This window comes from Streptosporangium roseum DSM 43021 (assembly GCF_000024865.1).
GTDB lineage: Bacteria > Actinomycetota > Actinomycetes > Streptosporangiales > Streptosporangiaceae > Streptosporangium > Streptosporangium roseum.
On the sequence record NC_013595.1, the window covers coordinates 9,619,599 to 9,632,929 of the forward strand.

The 13,331-nt window shown below is 71.7% G+C and carries 8 protein-coding genes; 6 read left to right on the plus strand and 2 right to left on the minus strand.

All coding sequences use genetic code 11. From position 1 onward, the window contains the following. Positions 1–74: 74 nt before the first annotated feature. A complete protein-coding gene (locus SROS_RS42120; protein WP_012895088.1) occupies positions 75–3,254 on the minus strand; it encodes a penicillin acylase family protein in 3,180 nt (1,059 codons plus the stop codon). A gap of 312 nt (positions 3,255–3,566) precedes the next feature. On the opposite strand from SROS_RS42120, the gene SROS_RS42125 reads away from it, so the two are divergent. Beyond that, a complete protein-coding gene (locus SROS_RS42125; RefSeq protein ID WP_012890219.1) occupies positions 3,567–3,932 on the plus strand; it encodes a hypothetical protein in 366 nt (121 codons plus the stop codon). A 412-nt stretch (positions 3,933–4,344) separates the two neighbouring features. Further along, on the plus strand, positions 4,345–7,320 hold the full coding sequence (locus tag SROS_RS42130; RefSeq protein ID WP_012895089.1) for a glycine--tRNA ligase: 2,976 nt from the start codon (positions 4,345–4,347) through the stop codon (positions 7,318–7,320). 71 nt (positions 7,321–7,391) lie between these two features. On the opposite strand, the gene pdxR is transcribed toward SROS_RS42130, so the two are convergent. Further along, a complete protein-coding gene (pdxR, locus tag SROS_RS42135; RefSeq protein WP_012895090.1) occupies positions 7,392–8,813 on the minus strand; it encodes a MocR-like pyridoxine biosynthesis transcription factor PdxR in 1,422 nt (473 codons plus the stop codon). 47 nt (positions 8,814–8,860) lie between these two features. Here pdxR and SROS_RS42140 point away from each other — a divergent pair, with 47 nt between their 5' ends. From SROS_RS42140 to SROS_RS42155, 4 genes are all read left to right on the plus strand, one after another. Next, complete coding sequence (locus SROS_RS42140; protein WP_012895091.1) at positions 8,861–9,319, plus strand: carboxymuconolactone decarboxylase family protein; 459 nt, start codon at positions 8,861–8,863, stop codon at positions 9,317–9,319. 438 nt (positions 9,320–9,757) lie between these two features. Continuing rightward, positions 9,758–11,083, plus strand: coding sequence for an alpha-amylase family protein (locus tag SROS_RS42145; RefSeq protein ID WP_012895092.1), 1,326 nt, complete (start codon positions 9,758–9,760; stop codon positions 11,081–11,083). A gap of 222 nt (positions 11,084–11,305) precedes the next feature. Next, positions 11,306–11,737 carry a hypothetical protein gene (locus SROS_RS42150; protein WP_148269394.1) on the plus strand — a complete coding sequence of 144 codons (432 nt, stop codon included), beginning with the start codon at positions 11,306–11,308 and terminating at the stop codon, positions 11,735–11,737. Between the two features lie 263 nt (positions 11,738–12,000). Further along, positions 12,001–13,101: a sugar ABC transporter substrate-binding protein gene (locus tag SROS_RS42155; RefSeq protein WP_043658114.1), complete on the plus strand. Its 1,101-nt coding sequence runs from the start codon at positions 12,001–12,003 to the stop codon at positions 13,099–13,101. The last annotated feature ends 230 nt before the right edge of the window (positions 13,102–13,331 follow it).

Here is a 13,331-nt window from a genome sequence, read left to right on the forward strand (position 1 = left end):
TAACCGGGCGCCGCACCTCAGCGCGGCCCCGCCGCCGTCAGCGAACTCCGCGTCTCAGCGCGGCCCCGCCGCCGTCAGCGGGAGTAGACCTCCAGCTCGTAGAGGGAGTAGCCGTACGACGTCGCGCGCGTGACGCCCCGCATGCGGACGTAACGGGCGGTGGTCGGGCTGAACGTCACGTTGTCCACGCCGCCGTTCCCGGTGGTGGTGGAGTGGACGGTGGTCCAGGTGGAGCCGTCGGACGATGTCTGGATCGAGTAGCCGGTCCCGTAGGCCGACTCCCAGCGCAGCACCGTCCGGGCCACGGTCATGGCGGATCCGAGGTCGACCTGGAGGTACTGGTCGTCGCCGGCCGCGCTCGACCAGCGGGTCGTCGGGTCGCCGTCGACGGCCTTGCCCGCCGGATAGAGGAAGGACTGGACGCTGGACGCGCTCGCCTTCTTCCCGCCCGCCAGGTTGGTGACGCTGTCGCCCCGGTGGGCGGGGAAGGACACGACCTGCTGGTAGGTCGGCCGGTTCTGCCAGGAGATCAGCGACTGCTTGATCCCGCCGAGCGGCGACTGCTGGACGGCGTCGGCGCACCACTGGTCACCCGCCGCGCACACGCCGTCCGCCGGGTAGGTCGTCGTCGCGGGCTCCGCGAGCGCCGCCGACAGGCTGTTCAGCAGGACCGTACGGCAGCCCGCCGGCGTGCCGCCCCCGCAGTGCCTGCCGGGCAGCGGGCCGGAGACCGGGTCGCCGAGCACGGCCCGGACGTCCTTGCTCACGTAGCCCCACCAGCCGTACTGGAACGCCGAGCCCTTGTGCGTCTGGGCCTCGTTCGCGGAGGTGGGCAGGTTGGAGACGTCGCCCTGCTGGTGGCCCGAGGGTGATTCGTTGATCTGGAGGGCGTTGACCAGCGACTGGTACAGGCCGTCTCCCAGGCTGGGCTTGAACGCCGCCTGGACGAGCTTGGGCCACCACGCGTCGAACACGCGGATCGCGTCGGCGTGCGCGTAGGCCTTGCCGCCGGGCGAGGCCTCCAGCCTCCTGGCTCCCGACGACGCCCAGGCGGACAGCTTGGAGACCGCCGAGGCGAGGGCCGGGTCGGTCACGGTCGCGCTGTTGATCACTCGGAGCAGGTCGGGCAGGACCTTCCTGCCGCGCAGGTCGGTTGTGGCGGCCTCAGCCATGATCTTGACGGTGCCCGCCCGGTCGAGCTTGCCGGATCCTGCCAGGGCCGCCTTGACCGGGGCGTCCAGCAGGTCGGCCCGGTGAACCGGCCCGAAGCTGAAGTTGCCGTCCGCGGCGCCGTAGTCCTTGGCCTGCTTGTTGTTCCAGCTGACCAGGTAGTCCTGGTCGGCCGTCTGCGGGTGGGCGGCGGGAGCCGTGTACGTCGCGGTGTTGGTCGCCGGGTCGAAGCCCGCCCACTCGTGGGCCGCGTCGGCCGTCATCGGGAGGTTCGGGTCGGACACCGCGGATCTGACCGGGGTGTTGCCCGACATGAAGTAGGCCGCGTCGGAGGAGTTCACGTAGAACCAGTTGAACGCGAACCCGATCTTGGAGGCCGAGGCCGCGAACGCCGCCGCGTCGCCCATCTGGGCGGGTTCGTTGAACATCTGGAACCCGATCGCCGAGTCGGCCTCGTGCTGGTACGTCGACCGCAGGGTGGCGAAGGCGGTGGGCTGCCCGTTGACGGTGCCACGCCAGCTGACCAGGCCGTACTTCGTGCGCTTCATCACGAGGTCGTAGGAACCGGCGGCGGTGGAGTCCGCGGTGGTGGGCTTCCACGCGTTGGTCTTCTTCAGCGTCTCCATCGCCGTGCAGGTGCCCCGGTAGAGGTAGTGGTTCGACGCCGTGGTCACCGTGCCGCCGCCGGGCTCGCAGAGCTGGAGGGCGTAGGTGTCGGTGATGTCCTGGCCGCTGGAGGTCGCGCTCCAGGCGTAGTCCGTGCCCCGGCCGAGCAGCACGTAGAGGTTGAGCCCGGCGAACGCCGCCCCGCGCGCCCGGATGCCGGGTCCGGAGAGCTCCTCCAGCATGAGCAGCTGAGGGGCGAAGTAGCCCGTCTGCGGGCCGAACACCGCGATCGGATGCCCGGAGGCCGACTTGGCCGCCGACACCACCACGGCGTTGGACATGCCGGGCTTGGAGTTGTCGACGATCAGCCCGTCCAGCAGGCCCCGGGAGGGTGAGGCCGAGGTGGTGGCCGACCCGGTCTCGTTCTCGGTGATGTCCACGGGTGCCGTCGCCGGGTCGGGCAGGACGGTCCCGGTGGCGCCGGTCGCGTTCCCGGAGGGGAAGCTCTGGCCGTTGTGCAGGGTGAGCGTGGCCTCCGGGTCGTTCTGCGCCCGGAACGCCGCCCAGACCTGGTCGCCGGCCGCCGTGCCGTACCTGGCCCGCGCCGCCACCCGTACCAGCGCGGACTGCATCTCCGCCCCGCCGCCTCCACCGAACAGCCCGCCGACCACCCCGGAGACCGCGATCAGGTCGGTCATGGTGAAGTCCTCGGGGCCGCCCGCGTTGGTGACCGCGTCGAGGTGCCCGGTCAGGACGTACTCGCCGGGGCAGTTCCGGTTCGCCATGCAGCGGTCGATGTAGGCGTTGACCCCGCTCACGTAGTTCTGCACGTCGGCGTAGAGCTGCGCGCCCCGGGTGCCGGAGGTCCTGAGCCGGTTGATCTGCGCCTGGAAGTCCGCCTCGGTGTAGGGGGAGTTCCGCCAGACGCTCTGTTCCAGCGCGCGGTTGCCGGGCGCGCCGCCGGCGAACGGCGTCAGCTCGCCACGGCCGACGTGCCGCATCAGGTCCATCACCCACAGGCGGTCCTGCGCGCCCGCGTACCCGGCGCCGAACATCGTGCCTTCCCTGGTCGTCCCGGTGATGTGCGGGACACCGGTCGCCTTGTCCCGGACGATCGTGACGTCCGGCCGGGGGCTCGTGGTGCTCTGCACCTGCCCCGCCGGCACGCCGAAGGAGCTGTCGTTGAAGAACGTGGTGATCTGGTCGTCGGTCAGCCCGGTGTAGCCGGAGAGGAGGTTGGCGTACTTGCCGAGCTGGTCGTCGCTGTGGCGCGGCATCGTGCCCAGTGACTGGTTGGCGAGGATCTCGACCAGGGTGGCGTTGCCGTTCTGGCCGGGTGGCAGGATGTCCGCGCATTCGCCGAGGCAGTAGTCGTCGGTGGTGAAAGTGGCTGCCGATGCGGGCACGACGAGGGATGCCAGCGTGAGGATCGCGAGCGCGGAGGCCGCCGTGATCTTCCGCCGGAGACGTGCATGCATGTGAGAACCCCCAAAACATGAGGCGTACTCGAATGTTGGGAGGAACATACGCTCGGAGCAACGGCGAATCAATGGCCGTTCCGGCGATCGCCCGCACCGGACCGTGACTCGCCGTCACGGCGGGAGTCGGGCCGCGCTCGCCGTACTCGGGAACACCCTCGCCGGCCGCGTGGAGGCCGTCCGGCGCCCGGTGGCAGGAAGCTGCCACCGGGGGGGAACTTGCTGACTCCGATCCGCCTGTTCCACGGGCCGCGAAAGGCGCAGAGTTGGTTGTACCGGAAGAGAACAACCACTCAAGAAAAGAGAAAAGAAATGAAGAACTCCACCGCCTCCCAGATCAGCTTCAACGTCACCGCCAAGTTCTCGGCCGCGATTGTTTCGACCGTCATCGGATTCACCGCCCTCATCGGCGGCCAGGCCGTCACGGCAGCGGCGGGCACCACGTGGGACTCGGCCACCGCGGTCATGGCGGGCACCACCTGGGACTCCACCGACGGCACCACCTGGGACTCGGCCTCGGTGCTCGCCGCGGGCACCACCTGGGACGCCGCCGGCACCGACGGCACCACCTGGGACTCCACGGACGGCACCACCTGGGACTCGGCCGGCACCGACGGCACCACGTGGGACTCCACCGACGGCACCACCTGGGACTCCGCGGCCACCACCACGCTCTGAAAAACCCCGGAAAACCAGCTCCGGAACAAATGAGATAACAGAAGAAATCCGGCCGACAAAAAGAGCGGAAGACCCCGGCGGAACCGCCCGTACCACCGGCCGAAAGATTACGGATAATCACTTCCCGCCGGACGAAGGCAAGAAAAGCTCGGAACGACCGACGGATACCTCGTCACCCGAGCGGCCGCCGGCAAGGACACGACCGGCACCCCGGACCGCGTGAAGACGACCGCGGCTCCCCCGCCTCAGAAGCCCCCCGCACCGGATCCCACCGGTGACTCCGGAAGACTTGCGCGACGACTTTCGAGCTGGTGGATAGAATTCGGAAACCGCCGGCTCGCTCCTGTCAGGCGCTCCGCTTCCGAGGCCCGCTCTCACGGCCGTTCGACAATCATTTCCGGGGGTTTTGGCCATGCTCACCATGCAAGACGCTCTCCTCGCACTGACGCGGTACTGGACCGAGCAGGGATGCATGGTGGTGCAGCCCATGAACACCGAGGTCGGGGCGGGCACCCTGAACCCGGCGACCGCGCTGCGCGTGCTGGGGCCCGAGCCGTGGCGGGTGGCGTACGTCGAGCCGAGCGTCCGGCCCGACGACTCCCGTTACGGCGACAACCCGAACCGGCTGCAGACGCACACCCAGTTCCAGGTGATCCTCAAGCCCGAGCCGGGCGACCCGCAGGAGCTCTACCTCGGCAGCCTCAGGGCTCTGGGCATCGACATCGACCGGCATGACGTCCGCTTCGTGGAGGACAACTGGGCGTCCCCGGCGCTCGGGGCGTGGGGGCTCGGCTGGGAGGTGTGGCTGGACGGCCTGGAGATCACCCAGTTCACCTACTTCCAGCAGGCCGGCGGCATGACACTGGACCCGGTGTCGGTAGAGATCACCTACGGGATGGAGCGCATCATCATGGCGCTCCAGGGCGTGGACCACTTCAAGGACATCGCCTACGCGCCCGGCATCTCCTACGGCGAGGCCTTCGGCCAGGCCGAGTACGAGATGAGCCGCTACTACCTCGACGACGCCGACGTCACCGCGCAGCGCGGCCTCTTCGAGGCGTACGCGGCGGAGGCCGACCGGCTGGTCGAGGCGCGCCTGCCCGTCCCCGCCCACACGTACGTGCTGAAGTGCTCCCAGGCGTTCAACGTCCTGGACTCGCGCGGGGCGATCTCCACGACCGAGCGGGCCCAGGCGTTCGCCCGGATGCGCAGGCTCGCTCACAGCGTCGCCAAGCTCTGGGTGGAGCGCCGCGCCGAGCTCGGCTACCCGCTCGGCGGCGTGGAAGTCCCGCCGGCCGAGGCGGCGGCCGCGGAGAGCCCGCGGCCCGGCACGGACCAGACGCTCGCCTTCGAGATCGGCGTCGAGGAGCTGCCCCCCGCCGAGACGACCCGGGCCGCCGACGCCGTACGGCAGGCGCTCACCGAGAAGCTGGCCGCCACGCGGCTACGGCACGGCTCCGTCACCGTGATGTCCTCGCCGCGGCGCATCGTGGCGCTCGTCGAGGACATCGCACCGCGCGAGGACGACGACGAGCAGACCGTCCGCGGTCCGCGCCTGTCGGCGGCGTACGACGCCGAGGGCGCTCCGACCAAGGCTGCGCAGGGCTTCGCGCGCGGCCAGGGCATCGACGTCGCCGAGCTGGCGCCTCTGAGCGCCGGCGGCGGCGAGTACGTGGGATACGTCAAGCACGTCCCCGGCCGTCCCGCCGGAGAGGTGCTCGCCGCGATCCTGCCGGAGATCGTCACCGGACTGCGCGCCGAGAAGAACATGCGCTGGCGCTCGCCGGGCCTGTCCTACAGCCGACCGATCCGCTGGATCACCGCGCTGCTGGGCGCGGAGGTCGTGCCGTTCACGGTCGCCGACCTGGCCTCCGGCAGGTCCAGCCGCGTGCACCGCACCGCCGCCGAACCCGTCATCACCCTCAGCACCGCGACCGGCTACGTGGAGACGCTGCGCCGCCACGCGATCGAACCCGACGCCGCCGTACGGCGCGACGACATCGTCGAGCAGGCGGCCCGGCTCGCCGCGGGCGCGGGCGGAAGGATCGACTTCGAGGCCGAGAGCGCCCTCGTGGACGAGGTCACGAACCTGGTCGAGGCGCCCGTCGCGATCCTGGGGACGTTCGACGAGAAGTACCTGGAGCTTCCGGCGGCGATCCTGACGACCGTCATGAAGAAGCATCAGCGCTACTTCCCGGTCCTGGACGGCGACGGCCGGCTGCTGAACCGGTTCGTGACCATCGCCAACGGCGCGTGCGACCACGACGCGGTGCGGGCCGGGAACGGAGCGGTCCTGCGCGCCCGCTACGAGGACGCCGGGTTCTTCTGGCGCAACGACCTCGCGACCCCGCTCACCGAGATGAAGCGGCGTCTGGCGCGGCTCACCTTCGAGACCCGGCTGGGTTCGGTCGCCGAACGCGCCGACCGCATCGACGCGATCGCCTCAGACCTGGCCGCGCGGGCACTGCTCGGCGGGGACGATGGCGAGACGCTGCGCCGGGCCGGCCGGCTCGCCAAGTTCGACCTGGGGTCCGAGCTCGTCATCGAGCTGTCCAGCCTCGCCGGCGTGATGGCCCGCGAGTACGCGCGCCAGGCCGGCGAGCCGGAGGCGGTCGCCGAAGCCCTGTACGAGATGGAGCTTCCGCGCCAGGCGGGCGACGCGCTGCCGCGGAGCCGTCCCGGGGCGCTGCTCGCGCTCGCCGACCGGTTCGACCTGCTGGCTGGGCTGTTCGCGATCGGCTCCGAGCCGACCGGGAGCTCCGATCCGTTCGGGCTCCGGCGGGCGGCCCTCGGAGTGATCAACATCCTGCGCGCCCACCCCGATCTAGCGGGCCTCACGCTGCGCGAAGCGCTCGCGATCGCCGCGAGCCACCAGCCCGTCCCCACGGACGCCCGCCTGCCCGACCAGGTGCTGGACTTCGTCAGGCGCCGGTTCGAGCAGCTCATGCTCGAACAGGGCCACCCCGCCGCGAACATCCGGGCCGTCGCCGGCCTCGTCGACAGCCCCGTCCGCGCCGAGCAGACCCTCGACCACCTCGCCGCCCTGCTGAGTACCGAGGACTTCCAGGAGCTCGAAGCCGCGGTCCAGCGCATCCGCCGCATCATCCCCGCCGGTGCCACGCCCGGCTACGACCCGGGACTGTTCGACAGCCCGGCGGAGGAGGGACTGGCCACCGCCCTGGAGAAGGCCCGCGCGGGCCTGCGCGGGGAGACCGACCTGCGGCGCTTCGCCGCCGAGGCGGCTGTCGTCGTCCATCCGGTCACCGTGTTCTTCGACGAGGTGCTGGTCATGGCGGACGACCCGGCCGTCAGAGCCAACCGGCTCGGTCTCCTCGCCGCCGTCCACGACCTGGCCGACGGCTACCTGGACTGGAAGGAGCTTTCCTGACCGGAGGGGGCATCCCCGCCTCCTGAACCAGTGTCCGGCATGGACCGGGTCCGGGCGGGCGGCTGTTCACTTCACGCAGGCCGGAGCGGCGCTCCGGCCTGCGTGAGAACCTCCGCGAGGGTGTCGAGCGCGGCCGGGTACACATGCTCGCGCGGCGTGCCGTACCCGACGATGATCGCCGGCGGGTGGTCGCCGGGACGGTGCCAGTGGCCGCCCAGACTTCCCAGGGCCACGCCCCGCGCCGAGGCCTGGGCGAGTGTCTCCTGCTCTCCGGGCCCGGCGGCGGGCAGGGTGACCATCGCGTGGAGTCCCGCCGCGATGCCGTGGACGGCCAGACCGGGGACGGAGCCCAGGCGGGCCAGCAGAAGGTCCCGCCGGCGCCGGTAGTGCAGGCGGCAGGCGCGGATGTGCCGGTCGTAGACATGCGTGGTGATCAGGTCCGCGAGAGCCAGCTGCCCGACCGCCTCGGTGTGATGGTCGAGATGCAGCTTGGCGTCCACGACCGGCTCGACGAGGCGGTGCGGCAGCGCCATCCAGCCCAGTCGCAGAGCGGGGCCGAGGGTCTTGGACGCGCTGCCCAGGTAGGCGACGTGGTCGGGTGCCATGCCCTGGAGGGCGCCGACGGGCTGGCGGTCGTAGCGGAACTCGCCGTCGTAGTCGTCCTCGACGATCAGGCCGTCGTGGGTGCGCGCCCACTCGGTGAGGGCGCGGCGGCGGGCCGGGTGCAGGGTGACCCCGGTCGGATACTGGTGGGCCGGGGTCACCACGACCGCGCCCACCCTCTCGTGGTCGCGCAGCAGGTCGGGACGGGCACCGCGGCCGTCCACCGGGAGCGCGACGACGGCCGGCCCGGCTCGCCGGACCACCTCCCGGTGAAAGCCCAGGCCCGGGTCCTCCATGGCGATCGCAGCCGTCCCGGCGTCGCCGAGCACCCGGGCCAGCAGGGCCAGGCCCTGGACGTAGCCGGAAGTGATCACGATCTGCCCGGGGGTCGTGAACACGCCGCGGGTCCGTCCCAGGTATTCGGCCAGCGCGACGCGGAGTTCGATCCGCCCGCGCGGATCGCCGTAGTCGTAGGCCTCGGCCGACGTCGCGGCGAGCGCGCGGCGGGTGGAGCGCACCCAGGCCTCCGCGGGGAAGGTGCCCACGTCGGGGCTGCCCGGCCGCAGGTCGTAGCGGGGCGCGACGGCATCCTGCCGCGGCGGCGGCGCCGGTGCGGGATGGCGAGTGAGGTCGGCGACCGTGGTGCCGGATCCCCGGCGGGCGGTCAGGTAGCCCTCGGCGATCAGCTGGTCGTAGGCGGCGCTCACCGTGCCGCGGGACAGGCCGAGCTCGATGGCCAGCTTGCGGGTCGAGGGCATCCGGGCCCGGGGCGCGAGCCGTCCGGCACGGACCGCGTCGCGCAGGGCGTGCTCCAGACCGGACCGGCGGCCGGTCGCGGGGTCGAGTTCCAGATACAGGTCGACGCCGAAAGTGGTCCAAAATTCTGACACGATATTGGATCTTATTGCCGATCCACTGCTTTCCTAGAGTCTCTGACATGACCACGACGAATCCCTCCACCGTCCGGCTGGCGGTGGACGAGCTCGCCCCGCACATCAACCGGGCGATGAACGCGCTGGACACGGCCTCCAGGCAGACCGGGCTGGAGGCCTCCCTGCTGGAGCTGGTCAGGGCGCGCGCCTCGCAGCTCAACGGCTGCGCCTACTGCGTCGACATGCACTCCCGGGACGCCCGGAAGGGTGGCGAGAGCGAGCAGCGGCTGTTCGCCCTCCCGGTGTGGCGGGAGACGCCGTTCTTCACCGGCCGGGAACGCGCGGCCCTGGAACTGACCGAGGCGGGCACCCGGCTCACCGACGGACCGGTCTCCGACGAGGTGTACGGGCGGGCCGCGGCCGAGTTCACCGAGACCGAGCTGGCCGAGCTCATCTGGACGATCACGGTGATCAACGCCTGGAACCGGCTGGGCGCCATCGCCCGCCCCTGGCCCCTGGAGTGACCACACCGGCCGGCGACCGGCCCTGAACAGCCGGTCGAGCAGGCCGCCACCCCGGCTCGAGCTCTCGGCCGGCGGCGGTTTCTCGCACGGCACCGTGCCCCCGGCGCGGCGCCGTACGGGGTGCAGGTCAAAAGCGCAGCAAGGGGTGGTGGAGTGGGCCCGGGGCCGCCCTTTTCGCGCGGCACCGTACGGATGGAGCGGCCCTGGGGCGGAGTGGAGGTGAACGGGGCCGCTATCGTCGCCGGTCGCCGGTCGCCGGTGGAACCCGTACACCACATCCGTGGACGTAACCCGCTGTCCGCGCGACGCGGCGGCCGGGACCGGGTCCCCGCCGAGGATACGCCGCACCCGATCGGGCAGGCTGGATTACCTGATCCGGGGTAGCCGGTTTCCGCGGGCCGTACGGCTCGCGCCGGAGAGCCGGGGTAAGGGGCGTACATGGCGTCGTGGGTGGACCACACGGTCTTCTGGCATGTCTATCCGCTCGGGTTCGCGGGCGCGGAGAGCTCGGCGCCGTCTCCTGGGACGCCGGTCCGGCACCGCCTGCGGCAGCTCGAACCCTGGCTGGACTACGCCGTGGACCTGGGCTGCTCGGGGCTGCTGCTGGGCCCGATATTCGCAGCGGAGACCCACGGCTACGACACCGTCGACCATTTCCGGATCGATCCGCGGCTCGGCGACGACGAGGACTTCGATCGTCTCGTCGCGGCGGCGCGCGACCGTGGCCTGCGGATCGTCCTGGACGGGGTGTTCAACCACGTGGGCCGGGGGTTCCCGGCGTTCGCACGGGCGACGGCCGCCGACCCCGACCCGCGCTACGTGCGCTGGTTCCGGCTGTTCGGGGAGGGCGGCGAGCCGGACTACGCGACCTTCGAGGGGCATCACCGGCTCGTGGCCCTCAATCACGAGGAACCCGAGGTGCTCGACCACGTCGTACGGGTCATGGACCACTGGCTGGATCGCGGCGCGTCCGGCTGGCGTCTCGACGCGGCCTACGCGGTGCCCGCCGGCTTCTGGCGCAGCGCCCTGGCACAGGTGCGGCCGCGCCACCCCGACGCGTGGTTCGTCGGGGAGGTGATCCACGGCGACTACGCCGAATACGTCAGGGCGAGCGGCCTCGACTCGGTCACCCAGTACGAGCTGTGGAAGGCGATCTGGAGCTCGCTCAACGACGGCAACTTCTTCGAGCTCGCCTGGACCCTGGAGCGGCACAACAGCCTGCTGGACGCCGTACCGCCCCCGCTGACCTTCGTCGGCAACCACGACGTGACCAGGCTGGCCAGCCGTCTCGCCGATGAGCGGCACCTGGGCCACGCGCTCGCCGTGCTGTTCACCGTGGGCGGCGTCCCCAGCGTCTACTACGGCGACGAGCAGGCCTTCCGCGGCGTCAAGGAGGAACGGGAAGGCGGGGACGACGCCATCCGCCCCGCCTTCCCCGGCCGTCCGGACGCCCTCTCTCCCCTGGGATGGCCCGTCCACCGGCTGCACCAGCGCCTGATCGGCCTGCGCCGCCGCCATCCGTGGCTGGTCAGGGCCCACACCACCACTCACCACCTGACCAACCGGACTGTCGCGCTGGTGTCGACCGGCGCGGACGACCCGTGCCCCAGGATCGTGACGCTGCTCAACACCGACGACCAGCCCTGCCTCTTCCCGCTGGAGACCGGCGGGCTCACCGTGGAGGAGACATCGGAGACGGCGCCCGCCTCCGGTGACCCGGCGCTCGTCCCCGCCCACGGCTGGACGATTCTCAGCGGCCGGTGACTTCCACGTACAGGACCTCCACGGGCGGGATCGCGGTCGGCCGGACCCCGGCGGGCGGGGTCGCGGCGGGTGGTGGCGCCGCCGCCGCCGAAGTGGAGACCGCAGCCGGAGCGGAGACCGCAGCCGCCGCGACCGGGAGGCCCGGCGCCACCGGCCCTCGGCTGGCCGGACATTTGATCCCCGGGAACCACCGCATGGGAATACGGAAGGTACGGTCGGCTCATGTCTGAGCGCAGCATGCCACACGACGCCGCCTCCTGGGCGTGCCCCCACGGGCAGGACGCCCGCCGAGGCTGCGTGGCCTGCTACGAGGAATCGGTCAGCCCCGACCCCGCGCTGCCGTTCTGGGAGGTCGCCGCCTGGTTCACCACGGAGCGGCCGATCCCCATCAGGACCCTTCAGGACGTTCACCACCACGGCCGGCGCTTCGCCCTCGACCAGCCGTCCACGCCGCTGGTCTACCTCCTGACCGGCCACGCCCGCGCCCGCGGCAGCGTCGAGGCCATCGCGGGTGTGATCGGCTTTCTCCTCCACAACCGGCACGTGGTCGCCAACTTCACCGTGACGGAGACCCGGGCCACACCCCAGTCGTCGCCCAGAACCAGCACGACCCGCCAGACGGACGTGTGGCTCGACGACCGGCGAGGCGGCTGAGGGGGCGAGGCGCCGTCGGAGGGCGAGGTACCGGCCGGAGGGCGAGGTACCGCTGAAAGTCGCGGACGCCGCGCCCCGCTCCCGGGAAAGCGCTCCCCGGCGGGGCGCCCGCCGGACCGGGATCTCACAACGATCGGAGATCGCCGGGCATCGCGTTCCCCGCCGCTGGGTACGGCTGCCGCTGAGTGCCCGGTTTTGATATCAAAGATAGGACTTGGGGGGTTTGAGTGAAGAGTGCGGTGACCCGTCTGGCGGCGGGCGGGATGGCCCTCGCCATGGCGTTCGGGATGGCGGCCTGCGGGACCACCGGACAGGCCGGGGACGGCGGCGCGGCCTCCGCCTCCGCCGGCGACACGGGCGCCGTGGACCGGGGCTTCAAGATCGGCCTGCTGCTGCCGGAGTCGCGGACGGCGCGCTACGAGAAGTTCGACCGCCCCTACATCACCGAGCACCTCGCCGAACTCTGCCCCAAGTGCCAGGTCGTCTACGGCAACGCCGGCGACGACCCCGACCGGCAGCGGCAGCAGTTCGACGCGATGCTCAACGAGAACGTCAAGGTGATCATCCTGGATCCGGTGGACGCCCGGGCGATCGCGCAGTCGGTGTCCAACGCCCGCAGCCAGGGGGTGAAGGTCGTCGCCTACGACCGGCTGGCCCACGGGCCGATCGACGCCTACACCTCCTTCGACAACATCCAGGTCGGCAGGATGCAGGGCCAGGCGCTGCTCGACGCGCTCAAGGCGGGTGGCGACCCCGGGAGGGGACCGATCGTGATGATCAACGGCTCGCCGTCCGACCCGAACGCGGACGACTTCAAGAAGGGCGTCCACTCGATCCTCAACGGCCAGGTGATCGTCGGCAGGGAGTACGACACCCCCGGCTGGAGCCCCGAACGGGCCGGGACCGAGGCGGCCGCCGCGTTCGCCGAGCTCGGCGCCGAACGGATCATCGGGGTGTACGCGGCCAACGACGGCATGGCCGGCGGCGTCGCCCTCGCGATGCGGAACGCCGGGGTCAGGAAGGGCACCCCGCTGACCGGCCAGGACGCCGAGCTCGCGGCCATCCAGCGCATCCTGCTGGGCACCCAGACGATGACCGTCTACAAACCGATCAGGCCGGAGGCCGTGAACGCCGCCCAGCTGGCCGTCGATCTCGCGTCGGGCAAGCCGGTGACGGGCAGCGGCAGCGGGAGCGGGACCGTGGACAACGGGACCTCGTCCTCGATCCCCGCCCAGATCATCCAGCCGACCGTGGTCACCTGGGACAACATCAAGGACACCGTGGTCAAGGACGGCTTCTGGACGGTCCAGGAGATCTGCGCGGTGGACGTCCGGGTCGCGTGCGAGGCCGCCGGGCTCACTTGAGAGACCCGGCACCCGGGTCGGAGCGAGCGCGGAGGCGGCGGAGGCCACGGACACCGCCGAGATCGCGAGCGGCCGGCTCCGGCCGCCGAGCGGCGGCCCCGCCCACCGCGCCCGACTTTCCCCACGCGCCGCGCCCGACTTCCCCGCCCACCGCGCCCGGCTTTCCCCACGCGCCGTCTCCGATGATCTCGTCACACTCGCCCGGCTGCCCCTCGCGATCCGGCACTAAG

What these genes read in the sequence shown, in the direction of transcription:
- SROS_RS42120 (WP_012895088.1), bottom strand. Translation starts at nt 3,254, where the DNA reads ATGCATGCACGTCTCCGGCGGAAGATCACGGCGGCCTCCGCGCTCGCG.
- SROS_RS42125 (WP_012890219.1), top strand. Translation starts at nt 3,567, where the DNA reads ATGAAGAACTCCACCGCCTCCCAGATCAGCTTCAACGTCACCGCCAAG.
- SROS_RS42130 (WP_012895089.1), top strand. Translation starts at nt 4,345, where the DNA reads ATGCTCACCATGCAAGACGCTCTCCTCGCACTGACGCGGTACTGGACC.
- SROS_RS42140 (WP_012895091.1), top strand. Translation starts at nt 8,861, where the DNA reads ATGACCACGACGAATCCCTCCACCGTCCGGCTGGCGGTGGACGAGCTC.
- SROS_RS42145 (WP_012895092.1), top strand. Translation starts at nt 9,758, where the DNA reads ATGGCGTCGTGGGTGGACCACACGGTCTTCTGGCATGTCTATCCGCTC.
- SROS_RS42150 (WP_148269394.1), top strand. Translation starts at nt 11,306, where the DNA reads ATGTCTGAGCGCAGCATGCCACACGACGCCGCCTCCTGGGCGTGCCCC.
- SROS_RS42155 (WP_043658114.1), top strand. Translation starts at nt 12,001, where the DNA reads ATGGCCCTCGCCATGGCGTTCGGGATGGCGGCCTGCGGGACCACCGGA.